Here is a 19,509-nt window from a genome sequence, read left to right as displayed (position 1 = left end):
CTCACCTTTCCTATGTTAAGAACTATCTCTAGGACTATAGTCTTTAACCTATTATTAAACCGCCCATGAACTGTTCAAGCGGGTAAACGCAAAAACATTATACAAATGTAGTACAAATATTATACAACTTATTAAATCAAAAAATGACCGACTGGTCAAATTCTCTAATAAGATATTTTGGAATACAAAAAAACACCCTCTGCGCTCTTGCGTCAAAGGATGTCCTGTATACCCAAACCTATACATTCTATTTTAAAATACATTTTCAAAAAGAAACGAATCAGTTATCTCCGCCCAGGCGATGGTTCAACAAAATACTCACGTTCCATCCACGCTTGCCAATCCGATGAATCTTCAGGCATAATCCACTGCGGATATCGTGCTTTCTCTGTACGCTCATAACCCTTGCCTCCAAGTACAAAACGCATATGCGGGAACTCGTCCACAATTCGCCCTATGAGTTGATCACACCGCTCAAGAAGTTCGGAACTAGTAACCGATAGACAGACCAATCGGATGTTCTGCTCCCGGATAATTGGGAATAGCCCCTCTTCCGGTGTGTTGGCTCCGAGATAGAGCACTTCTGCACCATTTTTACGCATAAACAGGGAGAACAACAATAATCCCACCTGATGATGCTCCCCTTCCGGGCACAAGGCCAGAACTTTGGGCAGATGCGGATAGATCGGGAACAGATGGAAAAACTGATAAAAGCGCTGTGAGATCAGTTGTGTCATAAAATGCTCTTGAGCGACCGAAGCCCTGCCTTGCTCCCATGCATCCCCAACCCGAACCAGAATGGGCACCAGCACATGATAAAACATGGAATCATATCCGTACATGGTGAAGCCAAAATCAATCAGACCATTGGCTCGTTCACCCTGAAAGTTGTATAGCGAGTCATAGATCTGATCGGCTATACGTACATAAGCCTCTTCCATCGTGGGTACTGGAGGCGTTAACGATGTAGGCACTGCAGCTTCATGTGAACTGGTTTTGTTCACCTTGAGCATACGTACTGCTTCCGAAATATTCGTCTGGTGCTGCTCCACCTGCTCTTTTAACCAGCGCAGATCTGCAACATTCTCTTCCGTGTACAAGCGATAACCCGATTCCGTCCGCTCAGGGGTGACCGCACTGTACCGATTCTCCCAAGCCCGGAGCGTTACCGTCGGAATACCCAGCATGGCAGCGACTTGTTTGATGGAATACACCTTATTACCCACTTTCTTTCCTGAAATAGCCAGACTTTCGCAGGTTAAACGAATCCTTATCCCGTCTTTGTCAGGTATATGAAAATCCGAACATTCCACAAAAATAATACACTCATTATACACAACGGTCATATGCATGTCGATTGAATCAATCGAAATGGTTTTGCCTTTCCTGACGACTTAAATAATCTGTCAGGCTCTCTGCGTCAATGTTGTCATCCGGGTGGTAATAGAAGTCAGCACGTTCAGAAAGGGGAGTTATTGTTGTTTTCTTATCGCCGCCAGACATCAGACCGCAAGTCTTCACGCGGCAAATTTCCATACATACGAACAGGACTCGTCCTATTGGCACTATGGCTCATCGCCGTCATGCTCTATCAGACCTATAAACCGTTACCATCCGGCATTGCCTATGAAAGTCCTGAATACCGGGTGGATCAGGTACAGTTTTTGCATGATCTGACCTATCCATCCGCTGATGGACAGATGGAGCACGAACAGCAGATCTTCCAGCGCATGCTTCAGGTTATCGAGGACGCGGAACAGTTCGTCGTCGTTGATATGTTTTTATTCAATAATTACCAGCACAAAGGTCAGCAATTTCCACCCATCAGCACAGAGTTTACGGAAACACTGGTTGCCAAAAAACTTCAGAAACCGGATATGGATATGTGGTTCATTACGGATGAAGTGAACACCAACTATAACTCTGCACCGAACCCGTTACTGGAGCAGATGAAGCAGGCCGGAATTCACGTGGTCATCACAGATGTGGACCCTTTACGTGACTCCACTCCTGTCTACTCTGCGGTCTGGCGCACCTTCTTCCAGTGGTTTGGACAATCCGGCAATGGCTGGATTCCGAACCTGATGGCAACCGATGGACCGGATGTCACCGTGCGTTCCTACCTTAAGTTGCTCAATGTGAAGGCCAATCATCGCAAAGTGGTGGTCAGCGAGAAGACAGCTATTGTCTCCTCAGGCAATGTTCATGATGCCAGTGCCTATCATTCGAACATTGCTTTTGAAATAACCGGACCAATCATCGGAGATATTCTTCAGTCCGAGCAGGCCGTACTAAACATCTCGGGTGGAGGTAAAATTCCTTCCTATACAGCTCCTACCACAGACCCGAATAAAGGAGATTTGCGAATTCGCTATCTGACCGAGGGCAAAGTGAATGACGCAGTGCTCCATGAGATTAATCAATCGGCAAAAGGTGACATCTTGTGGATGGGCATGTTTTACATCGCTTCACCCAAAGTACTGGATGCACTGCTCGAAGCCTCGAAACGGGGAACCGAGATACGGCTTGTACTCGACCCGAACGAAAATGCCTTTGGTCAGGAGAAGACTGGCATTCCCAATCGTCCTGTAGCTGCTGAGTTACATGATAAATCGGATGGCAAAATCCAAATTCGCTGGTATAACACAACCAAGGAGCAATATCACACCAAGATGATGTACATTGCCAAAGCCACCGGGGATCATATCGTCCTTGGAGGATCGACCAACTTCACCCCCAGAAACATGAATGATTACAATCTGGAAAATGACCTCTGGGTTGCTGCACCACCAGACAACTCATTTACTCATGATGTGGCGAATTATTTTGACCGGATATGGAATAATGAAGATGCCGAGTTCACCCTGAACCTGGATGAATTTCAGGAAAAGACTACATTTTTGAAAGAAATCGTATATAAGCTGCAACTGATTTTGGGTTTAACGACCTTCTAATGGAAAATGAAATTCCAAGCATAAAGCCGCCTGTACACTATCGTGCAGGCGTTTTTTGTGCCTTGACAGGGAATGTAAAATGTGAAAATATAGGTTACCTAACGACCGTTAGGAAGGTGATATTAATGACTGCACATTCGATTCGGGATGCAGCCCTGTTCCATTTTGCAAGAGATGGATATGAAGGAGCCTCCTTAAGAGCAATCGCTGACGAAGTCGGGATTAAAAAACCGTCTATATATGCACATTTTAGCGGCAAGGATGACCTGTTTTTGCAAACCCTTGCGCATGCGTTTAAGGATGTTCAGCGTCGAACGCTCGAATACTTCCGTGATCACGCCGATCTGCCATTGGAACAAAGGTTGAAGGGTTTGCTGATATGGTTTGAGCAAGAGTATAACTGTAATGCCTCTGCCCGCTTTATGCTGCGTATGTGTTACTTCCCGCCGCTTTCGCTATATAGCGAAGTGATGGATTTAGTTTATCCGTTTCTGGACGGTATGGAGCGGTCACTGACACGACTGCTGCAAAGGGCGACGCGCAAGGGGGAACTACAGGCTGTTCCAGCAGAACAAGCTGCGATTACTTATATGACTTTTCTCGATGGCATCACGGTTGAGATTATTTATGGAAGTTCACGTCGATACAGAAGACGGATTGAAGCTTCCTGGCCAGTCTACTGGCATGGCATTCATCATCTGAAACAAGAGGCACTGCCCGTTGTTTTGAAAGGAGATTCATCATCATGAACCGCAACTGGTTATATGTATTTATCGGAGGACTAATTGAGATTGTATGGGTAAGTGGGCTGAAACACGCCTCTAATGTTTGGGAGTGGGCTTTGACGGCCCTAGCCATCATCCTGAGCTTTGGATTAATCATTGCTGCTTCCAAAAGATTGCCTGTGGGTACGGTGTATGCCGTATTTACGGGGATTGGTACTGCAGGTACGGTACTGGCTGAAATGCTCCTATTTGGTGAAGCATTCTCACTTGCCAAGGTTTTGTTAATCGGTCTGTTGCTATGTGGTGTGATCGGACTGAAACTGGTCACGGATCAACAATCGGCAAAAGGAGGTGAAGCATAATGGCTTGGATGGCAATTGTGGGCGCAGGCATATGTGAAATTTTTGGCGTCATCGGCATTAATGGTGCTTCTACCCGAAAAGGCTGGCCTTATATCGTGCTCATGCTCGTATCGTTCGCATTCAGCTTCTCCCTGTTATCCTACGCGATGACTTCTATTCCCATGGGTACCGCGTATGCGGTGTGGACTGGAATCGGTACGGTGGGCAGTACGTTAACAGGTATGTTCCTGTTCGGTGAGCGGAAGGAAGCCAAGCGGCTGCTATTTATTGCCATGATTTTGGTGGCGGCGATCGGATTGAAACTGATTACGTAACGTAAATACCTCCATTATATATCTTCCATAATATTTAATTATCCCAAAAAGACGACTTTCGATCAGAAAGTCGTCTTTTTGGGATATGATGTAAGTAAGAAACCTCACCACACTCTGTTACGTAAGAAAGGAAGTCGTGATGATGAAGAAATGGTTCGCGCGTATGGGTTCATTTACCGGATATATCTTTCTGGTCGCTGTGGGAACCTTTTATTTGATTGCTCTTGTAGCTATTATTCTTCTAGCCATTTACGTCTTTAAAGGCGGATCATGAAATAGATCATACATATTGCAATGAACATTCGTTGCTCATATATACAGCCTTTACTGCGTCTGCATTACGTAGGAAAAATGCTCCAGTCCCCATATAGTACACCCTCTTCTTTTTCCATTTTTCTCCCATTTGAATTCCATTGTCTTTATCGTTTATACTTGGTTTGACCCTAAAGTCAATTCAAGAACTCATAAGTTCCGCAGGTGAGGTGGATGTATCGTTAATGAACCCTATCCATGAAATGAATGAGAAGAAAAAGCTCATTATTACCACAGCACTCAAGCTGTTCTCAGCCAAAGGCAGTGCTGCAACCTCCATGCAGGAGATTGCAGAAATATGCGGGATGTCGAAAGGCAGCCTCTACCTCATGTTCAAATCCAAAGAGGAATTAGAGGCCAGTACGATGGAGTACTGCATATTCACGCTCATGGACGAAATCTCCCAGATTGAACATGAAGCTGGGCTCACTTCGAGAGAACGTCTGCACAAGCAGATTGAAACACTGCTTGTCCATGTATCCGAGCTGAAAGAATTTTTACGCGTGCAAATGCGCAGCATGATGATGGATGAAGAGCAGCATCGCAAGGAAAAGTGCAAACCGAAAAACAAGGATCTGGAGATCCGTACCCTGCACTGGTTCAAGGACAAACTGGAGGATCTGTACGGACCGGAGATTGGACCCTATACCTTAGACCTTATTTTGCTCACGCATGGTCTGTTCCTCTCCTACATCAAAATCTGGTTTACGGAAATGCCTTCCCTTACCGTATCCAAGATGGCAAGCAACATGCTGCAAACGATCGATTATGCAGCTCGCGGATTGCTCGATCAACGCCCTGCCCCTTTGGTTCCTTTGGAACATTGGCCAGCATGGAGCAGCGATTCAGATACAGATTCCACAATGATGCGTCATCCTATTCATATCATCAAACAGATGAAGGATATCATCTCTTCTGATATGCCTCCAGGGCAATTGCGCAATGACGCGTTGGAGACCATCGCCATCCTGAGACAGGAAATCATGGAATTCACACCGCGACGTGCCATTATTCTGGGCATGATGCGTAATTTGGATCACATTCCTGTCATCCAGCCATTGCACTCCGAGCTTCAGCACATTATGGATGCCATGTATAGCCGGTTCATCCAGGCTGACTCGTCACAACAATAAAGAAATACAGGGAGAAACAGAGAGGAGAAGAAACCATCGTATGAAAGGGATTATTAATTTTTCACTGAACAACAAGTTTGCGATCTGGATTCTGACCATCATCGTTTCCTTCGCCGGTTTGTACAGCGGACTGACGATGAAACAGGAGACCATACCAAACATCAATGTGCCATTCTTGAGTGTTACGGCCATTGATCCAGGGGCAGCTCCAGAAGGTATTGTCGAGGATGTCACCAAACCACTCGAACAGACCTTAAGAAATGTAGAGGGAATTAAGACACTCACCTCTACTTCCATGGAGAATGCTTCTTCCATCACCCTCGAATTTGATTATGGTACCGATCTGGACAACGCTACCGCAGCGGTACGCGAAGCACTGAATGAGGTGCAGTTGCCGGATGGTGTACAGAAACCAACCATCTCGAAGTTCAGCATCAACTCCTTCCCGGTTGTCTCGCTCAGCTTGTCTGACAAGGACGGCGGCGATCTGGAACAATTGACTCGACTGGTTGAAACGGATATCCAGCCTGCACTCGAAGATATTGACGGTGTAGCTCAAGTCCAAGTTTCGGGCCAATATGTTAAGGAAGTTCAACTGAAGTTTGATCAGAAAAAAATGAATGAACTCGGTTTGACTGAAGATACAGTCAACGGCATCGTTCAAGGTTCTTCTGTCCGTGTACCACTCGGACTGTTCGAACTGGACAAAGCACAGAAAGCTGTTGTTGTTGACGGTAATATCATCGATCTGGATGATCTGAAAAATCTCGCTATTCCGGTTGTACCAAGCGGTGCAGGAGCGGGCAGTGGTTCAGCCACAGCACCACAAGGCGCCGGCGCACAAGCTGGCGGGGCAGCTCAAGGCTCTGCACAAGGTGCTGACCAGGCTGCAGGACAAGCCGCTGGCGGAAATGCCAGTGTGGGCAGTACTTCAGGTGCCGCTAACGCACCTGGAATCCCAACCGTTAAATTAAGCGAGATCGCCAAGATTGAAGTCATTGGCCAGGCGGAATCCATTTCCCGGACAGACGGTAAGGAATCCATCGGGATCTCCATCGTTAAGTCCAATGATGCCAACACCGTTGATGTCGTTAAGGCGGTTAAAGACAAAGCGGAAGAGTTGCAGACGCAGTTCAAAAACGCCGATTTGACTGTTTTGCTTGACCAAGGTAAACCTATCCAGGACTCCGTAAACACGATGCTGTTCAAAGCGATGTTTGGTGCTTTGTTCGCCATTTTGATCATTCTGTTGTTCCTGCGTGATATTCGCTCCACCATTATTTCCATTGTCTCTATCCCTCTCTCCTTGCTCATTGCATTGACAGCACTGAATATGATGGACATTACGCTGAACATGATGACCCTGGGTGCCATGACGGTCGCGATTGGACGGGTTGTCGATGACTCCATCGTTGTTATCGAGAATATCTATCGCAGACTGACACTCAAGGGAGAGAAACTTAAAGGCCGTGATTTGATCCGGGAAGCTACCCGTGAAATGTTCATTCCGATCCTTTCTTCCACGATCGTAACCATTGCGGTATTCCTGCCGCTGGCACTGGTGAGTGGTATGGTCGGTGAGCTGTTCATGCCATTTGCCTTGACCATGGTCTTTGCTTTGCTGGCATCCCTGATTGTGGCTGTTACGATTGTACCGATGCTGGCACATACGCTGTTCCGCAAAGGTCTGAAGAACAAGCAGAATCATGAGGAAAAACCAGGCAAGATGGCGGAGGGTTACAAACGTCTCTTGAACTGGACATTGTCTCACAAACTCATCACCGTCGGCGTTGCTGTATTGCTGCTCGTCGGCAGTTTGTTCCTGTATCCGTTCATCGGTGCAAGTTTCTTGCCGGAACAACAGGATAAATATGTGACCATTACGTACAGCCCGGAAACTGGAGCTTTGCGTGAAGATGTTGAAAAAGAAGCACTCGTAGCTGAGAAATGGTTGCTGACGCAGCCAGGTCTGGAGAAAATGCAGTATTCCATCGGCGGCAGCAATCCACTGAGCAGCATGGGTGGAGGCAGCTCCAACTCTGCTCTCTTCTATATCGAATATAACGAAGATACGAAAGACTTTACAAAAGTGAAAGAACAGCTTGTGGAAGGTCTGAAGAAAGAAGTTACTGTAGGAACCTGGAATGAACTTGATATGTCCGGGGGACTGGGAGGCAGCAGCTTGAGCCTTTCCATCTATGGTGATAATGTAGATCAGATCAAACCTGTCTCGGACGAAATTCTGAAACTGGTTGAAGCAGATACCGAATCTTTTGAAAAAGCCGACACTACGCTCTCTGATACCTACGGGCAATACACCCTCGTCGCGGATCAGGAAAAACTGAGCTCGCTCGGTCTGACTGCTGGCCAACTGGCTATGACCCTCAGCCCTGCACGTGAACGCCCTGTACTCACAGAAGTGGATATCGAAAACAAAACGTATAAGGTCTATGTAGAGACTGACAAAAAGACATTCACCAGCATTGCTGATATTGAAAACGAAAAAGTTACTTCACCACTCGGCATTGAAGTACCAATCAAAGATGTCGCGAAAGTGGAAGAAGGCACTTCACCGAACTCCATCATGCGTATTGATGGCAAAGTCGTTGTGCAGGTATCAGCCAACATCTTAGCTTCCGATGTACAAAAAGCATCATCAAACTTGCAGGCGAACATCGACAAACTGGATCTGCCAGATGGTGTTGAAGTGAAGTTTGGCGGTACAACCGAACAGATTAATGATACGTTTACCCAACTTGGTCTGGCCATGCTGGCAGCCATTGCGATTGTATACTTTGTGCTTGTTGTTACGTTCGGCGGTGGACTGGCGCCATTTGCCATCCTGTTCTCCCTGCCATTTACCGTCATTGGTATTATGGTCGGCCTGTTCGTAGCTGGTGGTACGCTTGACGTATCTGCCATGATGGGTGGACTGATGCTGATCGGGATCGTGGTCACCAACGCCATCGTCTTGATCGACCGTGTTATTCACAAGGAAAAAGAGGGAATGCCTACTCGTGAAGCCTTGCTGGAAGCCGGAGCAACGCGTCTGCGTCCAATTCTAATGACAGCTCTGGCTACCATTGGTGCCTTGCTGCCACTGGTGACAGGACTTGAAGAAAGCGCAGGGATCATCTCGAAAGGTCTCGGAATTACCGTAATCGGTGGTCTGATCAGCTCTACGCTGCTGACTCTGGTTATCGTGCCAATCGTGTATGAGTTCCTGATGAAGTTCAAAAAGAAAAGAATTGAAGATTAATCGACACCTTCTGTTGATTGAATTAAATCATCACTCAGAATTATGATGAGCTTCTAACATAGAACACCCCTTAGTCCACATTAGAATGGTTTGTACATTCTGATCTGCGGCTAAGGGGTGTTTTACATTTAACTATAGTTTCTTAGCATCGGTCATAGAAACATCTAGATGTTAGATAGAACTACATAGAAATAATCCATTTTGTTTTATTTCATAAAAGGAAGAGATCATTTTGTGAAATAAAACAAATGAACGTGAGATTTCAGCTCATCTGTTGTTAACAGACTTATAATCAAGACAAACGCTCTTCAGAAGCTCGACTTACAAAGCGGGTATGTAAACTGCATGTATTTGAGGGAAGGACGGTGGTTTTGTGGGGGAAACGACGCTGCATATTCAGATGAGAGACATGCTGAAACGTCCAGTGTTCCGCAAGGCTGAGGTACTCGCCAGTGAACGGGCATTGGAGCGATATGTGCGTTGGGTGCACATTATGGAGGTTACCGAAGTAGGCAACTTGCTGAATGGCGGGGAACTGGTGCTAACGACTGGCATTGGCTGGCAGGATGATGAAAAGCAGGGACTGTCTTTCATGCGCCAGTTAATTGCTCGTGGAGCTGCGGGACTCTGTATCGAACTGGGGGCTCACACCAAGTCCCAGCTCGGACCTATGAAGGAACTTGCAGCAGAAGAGGATTTTCCACTGATCTGGTTCCACGAACAAGTACGTTATATCGATATTACACAGGACCTGCATTTCGCCCTGATTCGCAGCCACCAGCGTATGCTCGCTGATCTCGACAGCCTCACTACCTCGTTCAACCAACTTCTTTTGAATGGAGACGGTGTACAACCACTGCTCCGACTGTTGTCTCGAACAACGGGTTACCCTGTAGCGCTATATCCACTGGATGGGGAAGCAAGTGCCGTTCCCTACTGCCCTCCAGCCCAATTGGAGATTCGTCGGCAGGAGTGGTTGTCACGTCGTGGTCATTCGGACGAGGGAGAGCATTTGGGAGATCATTCTTTACAGAGGAATCATTCGGTGCATTCACCGGATGCACTCACTCTGCCTGTACAGGCGCTTGATTATGCATTTGCCGATCTGGTGCTGATGCTCGACAAGCTGTCGGATCACGATCAGGATCTGCATAATAGACCCTCTGATGAGTTCATCATCCAGGCACTGGAACGTTGCGCAGCCGCCATTGCTCAGGACTGGATGCGCACCAAATACATGGAGGAAAAGCGACGCTACAAGGAAGATATGTGGGTCATTGACTGGCTTAACGGACATCATTCTGCGAAAGAAATTCATGAATATGTATCTGCTGCCAATGCCCAGCTTGCTTCTGGAAAAGGTACCGTCATTTTGTTCGATAGCAATCCCAGCTACACAGACAGTCTCAAGCTACAGAAACTGCTAATTCAACGCAACATCATTGCCCGTTCCGTGTTCGCGCGGGAAGGATTCGCCCTGTACAGCACCGTGCTAAACCACCAGATCATTCTGATTATTGTTGACCCTCTGCCTGGATCTCAGCGAAAAAGCAGTCTATGGCGCTGCATTGAACAGTTGCAGCAGCATGAACAGGAACAGACCCATCGCCTCTTCTCGGGTCTGTTCGGCATCGGTCACAGCTGCGCTGATCTATCACGTCTGAAAGACAGCCTTGAGGCAGCCAAGGATACCCTGCGCATTCAGAAGGACATCGGTGTGATGCAGCAGCCCTTTTACAGCAATCTTCACTGCTACCGCATTATTGCCAGCATGAAGCAGAGCGGCAGTCTGGATGATTTCATTGAAGAATATCTCGGGCCAGTCATTCGTTATGATACCGAAAAAGGCGGTCAGTTGTTGCGTACGCTTAAACAATATTTTATTCTATGCTGCTCCAAACAGGAGACGGCCACGGCTTTATTTATCGTCCGACAGACGTTATATCACAGATTACACAAAATTGAGATACTTCTGGGTGACGACTATACTCTCCCCGAGAAACGCGTCGCCATCGAACTTGCCATCTATGCATATGAATACGTTCATGGGCCACTCGTGTGACCTTCTACGCTCCTTTTTGCTCCTGAAGCTGCCTGATCAGGATATGACTGAACCACTTCCGTCCAGACGCTGTACCCACATATTGCTCCTGTTTTTCTCCGGGAAGATCGGGGTGCCCCCACACGACATGAGCACCCTCCAGATGTTCCCGAACGGCATAGATCCGGTAACCCTGCGCCACCATTCGTTCGATTGCTATCTTTTCCGCCTCAAATACATCATGGTCCGACATCAGCTTCACCCTCCATTCACTGCCGTCACAGGCTGTCTCACAGGTAATGGTGCACCGGCATCATATTTGTCACGCTTCACATACTGACCCGCTCCTGCCACTCCGGCAAACTGTCGATCCCGAATCACATATTCCCCGCGGCATAGCACTGTCACCGGACATCCCTGAACCTGCATGCCCTCAAAGGCGCTATAATCCACATTCATATGGTGGGTAGCTGCCGAAATCACCCTTGAGATAGATGGGTCAAAAATAACGATATCCGCATCTGTCCCCACAGCAAGGGTTCCTTTCTGCGGAAATAAACCAAATAGCTTGCTTGCCCGTGTAGAGCATAAATCCACCCACTGATTAAGCGAAATTCGCCCCTTCACTACCCCTTCGGAATATAAAATGCTGAGCCGATCTTCAATGACAGGCCCGCCATTTGGAATTTTGCTGAAATCATCCTTGCCCAGTTCCTTCTGTCCCTTGAAGTTAAACGAACAATGGTCCGAGCCAATCGTCTGCAACTGACCGCTCTTGAGTGCATTCCACAGCACTTCCTGATGATGGGCTTCACGCAGCGGTGGGGACCATACATACTTCGCGCCTTCAAAATCCGGTTGATCCATCTTCGATTGATCCAGAGTTAAGTACTGCGGACAGGTCTCGCCCCAGATTCGATAGCCCATGTCTCGCATACGCGCAATCTGCTCCACAGCTTCAGCACAGGTGACGTGCACCACATAAAGCTGTGAATCGGCAAGTGCTGCCAGTCGGGCCGCACGCCCTGTAGCCTCTCCCTCCAGCATGGAAGGTCGGGTAAGTGCATGGTGGATCGGATCAGTTCTTCCATCCGCCAGCGCCTGCTGGACCAGCAGATCGATAACATCACCATTCTCGGCGTGCACCATGACGAGTGCACCGAACTCTTTGGCCTTTTGCAGCGTCTGAAAGAGAATGCCGTCATCGGCCTGGAACTGATTTTTATAAGCCATGAACACCTTGAAGGAAGACACACCCTCTTCTTCAATAATCTGTGGCAGTTCCTCCAGCACCTGATCATTCATCTCGCCAATCATCAAATGAAACCCGTAATCAATGGCGGCTTTGCCCTCGGCTTTGGCATGCCATTCCTGAAGTGATTCCAGCAAAGGTCGGCCTTTTTGCGTCAAACAGAAATCAATGACCGTTGTTGTGCCGCCGAAGGCGGCAGCTGCGGTACCCGTTGCAAAATCATCCGCCGTCACCGTTCCGCCGAACGGCATATCCAGATGAGTATGCGGATCAATCCCGCCAGGGATGACATAACAGCCAGACGCATCCACAACCTCCGTTCGTTCATCCGGCACAAGTCCCATGCCAATCTGCACGATCTTTCCGTTTTCAATGTAGATATCCGCTTCAAACGTATCCGACGCCGTGACCAACATTCCATTACGAATCAATTTGCGGGTACTCATGATATCGCCTCCTTGGTGGATTGATCTCTGGCCGATTGCAGCAGGGCAATCGCAGACTGACGGTCATTCCAGGTTAACGGTTCCTGTTCATGTGCGATCTCTACCATCTCAATTGCGCCGTCCACCGGACAAACAATCGAGCACAGATTACATCCGACGCAATCTTCCTCAACGACCTCAAGATACGAGCCAGAGGGGTCAGACAACATATCAATACATTGATGCGAGGTGTCTTCGCAGGCGATATGGCATTTGTTGCAATTGATGCAGACATCGCGGTTGATGCGGGCTACCACTTTGTAATTCAAATCGAGATTGCCCCAATCCGAATAACGCGGAACCGTCTGACCAATCAATTCAGATACACTTCGCAGACCTTTCTCATCCAAATAATCGTTCAAGCCATCGATCATGTCCTCCACGATACGGAAGCCATGATGCATGGCTGCGGTACATACCTGGACCCCCGTCGCGCCCATAAGTAAAAATTCTGCGGTATCCCGCCAATCGGATATGCCTCCGATGCCGGAAATCGGCACACCAACTGCCGGATTGCGCGCACACTCGGCAACCATGTTCAGCGCGATTGGCTTCACAGCCGGACCGCAGTAGCCGCCATGCGCCCCTTTGCCACCTACATGCGGCACGGTATTCCATGAATCGAGATCCACACCCGCCAGGGAGTTGATCGTATTAATCAGGGAAATCGCATCCGCACCGCCACGCACGGCTGCCCGGGCAGTCGCCGTAATATCGGTGATATTAGGCGTTAGCTTCACAATGACAGGTGTGGTCGCCACTTCCTTCACCCACATCGTCTGTAATTCAACCAGATCCGGTTGCTGACCAGACGCAGCTCCCATACCACGCTCGGCCATGCCGTGCGGACAACCAAAGTTCAGCTCCAGCCCGTCTACGCCGACAGCTTCGACTTTCTTCACAATCTCATGCCACTTCTCGCGTTTCGGTTCCACCATGAGTGAAGCAACCACTGCCCGATCTGGGAAACGCCTCTTGGTCTCAGCAATTTCACGCAGATTCACCTCGAGCGGACGATCAGATATTAACTCAATATTGTTAAAACCCGCGACGCGCTGTCCACCAAAATGAACGGCTGCAAAACGCGAAGAGGTATTAATGATCGGCTCGCCCAACGTCTTCCATACGGCACCACCCCAGCCTGCTTCAAAGGCGCGCTGAACCTGATATCCGGTATTGGTCGGCGGCGCAGAGGCCAGCCAGAATGGATTGGGCGATCGAATACCTGCCAGATTAATGGATAAGTCAGCCATAACGATCCCTCCTTGGTGTAGTTTGAACTCACAATGGTGTTTGTTTGAACTTCACAAGATAGACTGGAATCTCACGTATGACCCAGGAATCCTGCTTGATCAGGGTTAGTATGAGTGATTGGTGTTGCCAACCTGCTGTTATATACTGTTTGTGTACATTCTAACGAACCGTACACCTCGTATTTCAAGCCGTCTCTTCCACCTGTCCGGGCAACGCCTTCATCACCGATGCAGCCGCCAGCTTGCCTTGTTGAGCTGCGTAGACCACCATCGCTTCGCCCTGCCCCTGTCCGAAGATTACATCTCCTGCCGCATAGATCTGTGGATGGGACGTACGGTACGTCTGTGGTTCCACTTCAACAACGCCCCAGTGATGACGCAGGCCAAATGCCTCAATTAATGGCAGCAAACGGTTCTGTCCAATGGCTCGAACAACAGTGTCACATTCAAGCATGAACTCCGATCCCTCTATCGGCACAGGCAGTGCCCGACCACCTCCAGGTGGAGTAACCAACTTCATTTTCACACATTCTATCGCCTGGACTCTCCCATTCTCGTCTCCAATAATGCGCTTCGGCATGGTGAACCAGCGAAATTCCACACCTTCCTGCTTCGCAAATGTATATTCAAAGGCATAAGCTGTCATCTGGCTCTCCCCGCGTCGATAAAGCATCTGCACACGCTCGGCCCCCAGACGTACCGAACAGGTCGCTGCATCCACCGCCGTATTGCCTGCACCAATAATGGCAACCTTCAGACCGTTCAGCGCCGGAGGCACACCCTGCTTCGTGGATTCCACCAGCTCAATGGCATCATAAACACCTTCCAGCGTCTCTCCTTCAATGCCAAGCATCGGAACAGCGCCCATCCCGCAGGCTAAAATAACGGCTTCGTGCTGCTCCAATAACTCTTCAGCGGACACATCCACCCCAATACGCATACCATACCGAATCTGCACACCCAGTGCTTGCACCTGTTCGACTTCCCATAAAGCTACGGATTCCGGTAGGCGAAAGGACACGATACCATACGTGTTCAGCCCTCCGCCTTTCCCTTTGGCTTCATAGATCGTCACCTCATACCCTGCACGCCCCAACTCTCTGGCCGCAGACAATCCCGCTGGCCCTGCGCCTACAACTGCAACACTTCTTCCGTTGGCAGGCGCTGCCTTGAATAACGGTTCAATCTTCGTCCGTGCCCAGTCTGTTGCATATCGCTGCAAATCACCGATCCTAATCGGCTTGGATGACTCGTTCAGTACACAAGCGCCTTCACACAGTTCCTCTGTCGGGCAGACCCGTGCACAGCTAGCACCTACCGGGTTGGCTTCCATAATGGTCCGAGCCGAGCCTTTGAGGTGACCCGTCGAGATTTTTTTGATAAACGAAGGAATATTAATGTCGGTTGGACATGCCTTGATACAGGGTGCATCATAACAGTACAGACAGCGGTTCGATTCCTCCATCGCTTCCTTGCCCGTCATTGCAGGCCTCATTTCGGTAAAACGACTCTCCCATCCGTAATCGGACAACGTTGCTCCTGCGCTGTTCATCATGTCTTACACCTCCATAAGGTTGATCTCTGTTTTTCCTTTCGCCGCCGGATAAAGTTAATGACTGACTCACACAGGGACTGCGATGCCAAAACTATCTTCGCTCAGCTACAAGTTAACGAGATGTTCGTAGGTCTCAGGCCGTCGATCGCGGTAAAATTGCCATACATTGCGTACTTCCCGAATCAACTCCGGATCCATCTCGCCAATGATAACCTCATCCTGATCCCTGCTGCCCATGGCCACCATCCTGCCTCGCGGGTCCACCAGATACGACTGACCATAAAATTCACCCATATTCCATGGCGATTCCACTCCCACTCGGTTAATGGCAGCCACATAATAGCCATTAGCTACCGCATGGGCAGGCTGCTCCAGCTTCCACAAATATTCCGATGTTCCGGCTACCGTTGCGGAAGGGTTGAATACAATCTCTGCACCCGCCAGCCCAAGTAGCCGTGCCCCTTCCGGAAAATGACGATCATAACAGATGTACACACCCACTCTGGCATAGGCTGTATCAAATACCGGGTACCCCAGGTTACCTGGCCTAAAATAGTATTTTTCCCAGAACCCATTCGTGCCTTCGCCCGCTTCCACATGCGGAATATGATGTTTGCGGTATTTCCCCAGGTAGGAGCCGTCCGCATCTATAACAGCAGCCGTATTGTAATACGAAGCGATCCCTTCCACCTCGTATACAGGCAGAATGATCACCACGCCGAGCTCCTTCGCGAGCCCCTGAAAACGCCTGGTTGTCGGTCCTTCCGGCACCTGCTCGGCAGATGCATACCACTTGGGGCTCTGCTCCGTGCAGAAGTAAGGCCCGTAGAACACTTCCTGCAAGCCGATAATCTGCGCTCCCCGAGCAGCCGCTTCACGCACCAGCGCAATGTGTTTCTGAATGGCGGCCTCCTTATGCACTTCAACTGGGGCCGAGCCCTCCACCTCATGTGAAGCTTGAATCATCCCGATGCTGATTTTACCCATAACGCCACATCGCCTCCTCTAAGAAACTGTCCGCTGTCCGTTTATATGAAAATCACCATCATCTTATATGACTGTAAAACCCCATCGAAATGAACTTCCATCGTCCTCCCTCCTGTATGTTCCCCTCGTTACTCACCGGTTTCCGGGCTGCACATCTGCCTGATCGTGCGGTACAGCACTTCTGTACCGAGAGCAATGTCCTCGGGCGAAGAATACTCACTTGGATGGTGGCTAATTCCATCCTTGCTGCGAACAAAGATCATGCCATAGTCACACACGTAAGAAAGAGCAAGTGCATCATGAAACGGACCACTCATCAACTCCGGTAAAGGCAGGCCGATTTCTTCGGCAGAAGAGCGAATGGCATTCTTGATTCGTTCTGCACAATATCGCGGCTCGCTGTTGGTATCTTCGGTCAAAGAGTAGGTCAGGCCGTATTCCGAGCTAACGTCATCCAAGAGGCTCATTAACCTTTCTTCAAGCCGATTTCTGCGCTCCATCTCCATATCTCGCAAATCAACCGTAAAGCTGACTTGTTCAGGAATGATGTTGCGTGAGTCCGGGAAGACACGGAGGCTCCCCACGGTCCCTACTGTCGGAGCTTCCGGATCTTCTCTGACCATATCGTCAAAAGCCGCAATGACCTTGGCGCTGCCCACCAGCGCATCATGCCGCATCCCCATCGGTACGGACCCGGCATGCCCTGCCATGCCTTTCATCGTCACCGTGAGCCACAGCGGGCCCGAGATACCAGTCACCAGACCTACCGGAGCGGCCAGCGATTCGAGAACAGGTCCTTGCTCAATATGCAGCTCCAGATAACTGCCAATAGAGCCAGCCGGATAGACCGATACGGCAAATTGCTCTGGTGCACAGCCAAAGGACTGCAATGCCTCTCGGCGGGTCACCCCATTTTTGTCCTGTCGCTCCAATTCTCCCTCTTCCAGCTGTCCGGTTATGCCACGTGAGCCAAATAATCCTTTGTTAAAACGCGAGCCCTCTTCATCACAAAAGGCAATGACCTCAATGGGCATTGGAGGGCGAATGCCTTGTTCCATCAGACACTGAACAGCTTCCAGCGCACCAAGGACGCCGATGGCCCCATCATACCGACCACCATATGGCTGGGAATCAATATGTGAACCGATCATAAGGATCGGCAGGGACGAATCTGTACCTTCAAGGCGACCAATCAGATTGCCAAACGGATCAAGGCGAGTCACAAGCCCGGCCTCTTCCATCCAGAGGCGAACCTGGATAATGCCCTCCATATCTTCCGGAGTCAACGCGAGTCGGCAGACACCCGTCTCTACAATTCGGCCAATACAAGACAACTGTTCAATTCGATCATCCAGACGCAGCTGATTGATGATTTTCCCGGTAGTGGTCTGCATCCTCCATCGCCTCCTTTCGCACATTTACAAGCACGATATAAATAGAGATCCCACCTATATTCCACTTCCTCTCCATCACTACCCTGCATCCAAACTGCGTAGTGCAGCCAGCAAACTACCAGCGATCAGGTCCAATTCTTCCTCAGTGGTGACGAACGGCGGAGAGATGGTCAAAATATTCGCAAATCCCGGCACGGTATCGCCGTTCTTGCCAATCAGTACGCCGTCCTTTTTGCAGCTTGCCAGTACTTTCATGACCTTATCCGCATGAGCAGGCGAACCATCGGCTTCAATCAGCTCCACCCCGCAGGCAAAGCCAAATGTGCGGATATCTCCAACCACCGATAACTCCAGCAGCGGCTCCAGCTTATCCCGAAGCAGGTATCCAAGTTCATCAGCACGGCTGACCAGATTCTCTCGTTCCAGAATTTCGAGATTCGCCAGTGCCACGCGGCAGGATACAGGATTGCCCCCGAACGTATTAACATGACGAAAGTGTGAATCGGTTCCAGGTTCTCTGAACGTGTCATACAGATCCGCTCGAACGGCTGTCGCCGATAGTGGAGCGTACGCACTCGTCATACCCTTTGCCATCGTGACGATATCGGGCTGCACTCTGTAATTCTGATGACCGAATTTTTGCCCGGAGCGGCCAAATCCGCAGATGACCTCATCCACAATGAACAGCACCCCATAACGCTCACAAATCTCCTGCACGGTACGCATATACTCCGGAGGCGGGACAATCATGCCGCCCCCTGTAATGACTGGTTCCATAATGACCGCAGCTACCGTCTCCGGCCCTTCCCAACGAATAACCTCTTCATAGATAGTGGCGCATTCCAGTCCGCATCCATCCTTGTTTCGTCCAAATGGACAGCGGTAGCAATAGGGAGGTGGTACATGAGAAAAGCCTACGCCCAGCGGCTCGTATTTGATTTTGCGGGCCGCTTGCCCGGTAGCGCCCAGTGCGCCCATGGAGTTGCCGTGATAGGCGCGGTGACGGGAGATGAATTTGTGACGAGTTGGTTCACCATTCTGATGATGAAACTGACGGGCTATTTTGAACGCCACTTCATTGGCATCTGAACCCGAGTTGGAGAAGAATATGCGATACTCCCCCTCCAGCCAGTCATTCAGCTTCTCTGCCAGCAGAATCGCCGGCTCATGACTCTGGGTCATGGGCACGTACGCGAGAGCTTTCATCTGCTCATAGGCACTTTGGGCAATCTCCTCGCGTCCATGCCCGACGTTCACACACCACAGTCCCGACATCGCATCCAGATACCGTGTGCCATCCTGATCCGTGATCCAGCTGCCCTCCCCGCTTACGGCAATCATCGGATGATCGTTATGAGGCGAGATGTGATGCCATACATATTTGCGATCTTTTTCCAGCCACTCTTCCTTTGTACCACCACGCGGCTGAGGTTGCTGATCCACTGAGCTCATTCGTCATCCTCCTCTCTAACCTGAACCTATG

General features: G+C 49.4%; 16 protein-coding genes. 8 read left to right on the top strand and 8 right to left on the bottom strand.

From position 1 onward, the window contains the following. Window positions 1-284: 284 nt before the first annotated feature. Window positions 285-1,214, bottom strand: a complete 930-nt coding sequence (locus AC4PM4_RS11365) for a MerR family transcriptional regulator (RefSeq protein ID WP_072733939.1) — start codon at window positions 1,212-1,214, stop codon at window positions 285-287. Between the two features lie 264 nt (window positions 1,215-1,478). Here AC4PM4_RS11365 and AC4PM4_RS11360 point away from each other — a divergent pair, with 264 nt between their 5' ends. The 8 genes from AC4PM4_RS11360 (at window position 1,479) to AC4PM4_RS11325 (ending at window position 11,121) form a co-directional block, all read left to right on the top strand. Beyond that, window positions 1,479-2,954, top strand: a complete 1,476-nt coding sequence (locus AC4PM4_RS11360) for a phospholipase D family protein (RefSeq protein WP_063566953.1) — start codon at window positions 1,479-1,481, stop codon at window positions 2,952-2,954. Window positions 2,955-3,079: 125 nt separating this feature from the next. Beyond that, window positions 3,080-3,703 (top strand): TetR/AcrR family transcriptional regulator, encoded by a 624-nt coding sequence (locus AC4PM4_RS11355; protein WP_072733638.1) that lies wholly within the window; start codon window positions 3,080-3,082, stop codon window positions 3,701-3,703. Continuing rightward, the gene (locus AC4PM4_RS11350; protein WP_063566951.1) at window positions 3,700-4,041 is read left to right on the top strand and encodes a DMT family transporter; all 342 of its coding nucleotides are present in this window, start codon (window positions 3,700-3,702) and stop codon (window positions 4,039-4,041) included. Before AC4PM4_RS11355 ends, AC4PM4_RS11350 begins: the two co-directional genes overlap by 4 nt. Next, a complete protein-coding gene (locus tag AC4PM4_RS11345; RefSeq protein WP_063566950.1) occupies window positions 4,041-4,355 on the top strand; it encodes a DMT family transporter in 315 nt (104 codons plus the stop codon). Before AC4PM4_RS11350 ends, AC4PM4_RS11345 begins: the two co-directional genes overlap by 1 nt. Before the next feature lie 142 nt (window positions 4,356-4,497). After that, the gene (locus AC4PM4_RS11340; protein ID WP_256337978.1) at window positions 4,498-4,629 is read left to right on the top strand and encodes a hypothetical protein; all 132 of its coding nucleotides are present in this window, start codon (window positions 4,498-4,500) and stop codon (window positions 4,627-4,629) included. A gap of 241 nt (window positions 4,630-4,870) precedes the next feature. Next, window positions 4,871-5,800 (top strand): TetR/AcrR family transcriptional regulator, encoded by a 930-nt coding sequence (locus AC4PM4_RS11335; RefSeq protein WP_176854483.1) that lies wholly within the window; start codon window positions 4,871-4,873, stop codon window positions 5,798-5,800. Window positions 5,801-5,840: 40 nt separating this feature from the next. After that, entirely contained in the window at window positions 5,841-9,059 is a 3,219-nt protein-coding gene (locus AC4PM4_RS11330) for an efflux RND transporter permease subunit (RefSeq protein ID WP_269053958.1), read from the top strand. Between the two features lie 373 nt (window positions 9,060-9,432). Beyond that, window positions 9,433-11,121: a PucR family transcriptional regulator gene (locus tag AC4PM4_RS11325; RefSeq protein WP_090808944.1), complete on the top strand. Its 1,689-nt coding sequence runs from the start codon at window positions 9,433-9,435 to the stop codon at window positions 11,119-11,121. A 4-nt stretch (window positions 11,122-11,125) separates the two neighbouring features. Here the strand turns inward: AC4PM4_RS11325 and AC4PM4_RS11320 are convergent, their stop codons facing one another. The 7 genes from AC4PM4_RS11320 to AC4PM4_RS11290 all read right to left on the bottom strand — a co-directional run bounded on the left by AC4PM4_RS11320 (window position 11,126) and on the right by AC4PM4_RS11290 (window position 19,478). Continuing rightward, window positions 11,126-11,353, bottom strand: coding sequence for a hypothetical protein (locus AC4PM4_RS11320; protein WP_091002140.1), 228 nt, complete (start codon window positions 11,351-11,353; stop codon window positions 11,126-11,128). A gap of 5 nt (window positions 11,354-11,358) precedes the next feature. Then, window positions 11,359-12,798 (bottom strand): dihydropyrimidinase, encoded by a 1,440-nt coding sequence (gene hydA, locus AC4PM4_RS11315; protein WP_491613631.1) that lies wholly within the window; start codon window positions 12,796-12,798, stop codon window positions 11,359-11,361. Beyond that, a complete protein-coding gene (gene preA, locus AC4PM4_RS11310) occupies window positions 12,795-14,090 on the bottom strand; it encodes an NAD-dependent dihydropyrimidine dehydrogenase subunit PreA (protein WP_063566946.1) in 1,296 nt (431 codons plus the stop codon). The genes hydA and preA overlap by 4 nt, the downstream gene beginning before the upstream one ends. Before the next feature lie 184 nt (window positions 14,091-14,274). After that, window positions 14,275-15,642 (bottom strand): NAD(P)-dependent oxidoreductase, encoded by a 1,368-nt coding sequence (locus AC4PM4_RS11305; protein ID WP_491613685.1) that lies wholly within the window; start codon window positions 15,640-15,642, stop codon window positions 14,275-14,277. A gap of 108 nt (window positions 15,643-15,750) precedes the next feature. Next, window positions 15,751-16,632, bottom strand: coding sequence for a nitrilase-related carbon-nitrogen hydrolase (locus AC4PM4_RS11300; RefSeq protein ID WP_491613630.1), 882 nt, complete (start codon window positions 16,630-16,632; stop codon window positions 15,751-15,753). Between the two features lie 128 nt (window positions 16,633-16,760). Continuing rightward, on the bottom strand, window positions 16,761-18,026 hold the full coding sequence (locus AC4PM4_RS11295; protein ID WP_491613629.1) for a M20 family metallo-hydrolase: 1,266 nt from the start codon (window positions 18,024-18,026) through the stop codon (window positions 16,761-16,763). Window positions 18,027-18,104: 78 nt separating this feature from the next. Further along, window positions 18,105-19,478 (bottom strand): aspartate aminotransferase family protein, encoded by a 1,374-nt coding sequence (locus tag AC4PM4_RS11290; RefSeq protein WP_072733646.1) that lies wholly within the window; start codon window positions 19,476-19,478, stop codon window positions 18,105-18,107. Between the last annotated feature and the right edge of the window lie 31 nt (window positions 19,479-19,509).

The organism is Paenibacillus sp. MDV22-iso6, from assembly GCF_058408365.1.
This window is presented reverse-complemented; position numbering and strand designations above follow the sequence as displayed.

Coding starts and splice junctions, on each gene's coding strand:
- AC4PM4_RS11355 (WP_072733638.1), top strand. CDS start 3,080: ATGACTGCACATTCGATTCGGGATGCAGCCCTGTTCCATTTTGCAAGA.
- AC4PM4_RS11350 (WP_063566951.1), top strand. CDS start 3,700: ATGAACCGCAACTGGTTATATGTATTTATCGGAGGACTAATTGAGATT.
- AC4PM4_RS11345 (WP_063566950.1), top strand. CDS start 4,041: ATGGCTTGGATGGCAATTGTGGGCGCAGGCATATGTGAAATTTTTGGC.
- AC4PM4_RS11340 (WP_256337978.1), top strand. CDS start 4,498: ATGAAGAAATGGTTCGCGCGTATGGGTTCATTTACCGGATATATCTTT.
- AC4PM4_RS11335 (WP_176854483.1), top strand. CDS start 4,871: ATGAATGAGAAGAAAAAGCTCATTATTACCACAGCACTCAAGCTGTTC.
- AC4PM4_RS11330 (WP_269053958.1), top strand. CDS start 5,841: ATGAAAGGGATTATTAATTTTTCACTGAACAACAAGTTTGCGATCTGG.
- AC4PM4_RS11320 (WP_091002140.1), bottom strand. CDS start 11,353: ATGTCGGACCATGATGTATTTGAGGCGGAAAAGATAGCAATCGAACGA.
- hydA (WP_491613631.1), bottom strand. CDS start 12,798: ATGAGTACCCGCAAATTGATTCGTAATGGAATGTTGGTCACGGCGTCG.
- preA (WP_063566946.1), bottom strand. CDS start 14,090: ATGGCTGACTTATCCATTAATCTGGCAGGTATTCGATCGCCCAATCCA.
- AC4PM4_RS11305 (WP_491613685.1), bottom strand. CDS start 15,642: ATGAACAGCGCAGGAGCAACGTTGTCCGATTACGGATGGGAGAGTCGT.
- AC4PM4_RS11300 (WP_491613630.1), bottom strand. CDS start 16,632: ATGGGTAAAATCAGCATCGGGATGATTCAAGCTTCACATGAGGTGGAG.
- AC4PM4_RS11295 (WP_491613629.1), bottom strand. CDS start 18,026: ATGCAGACCACTACCGGGAAAATCATCAATCAGCTGCGTCTGGATGAT.
- AC4PM4_RS11290 (WP_072733646.1), bottom strand. CDS start 19,478: ATGAGCTCAGTGGATCAGCAACCTCAGCCGCGTGGTGGTACAAAGGAA.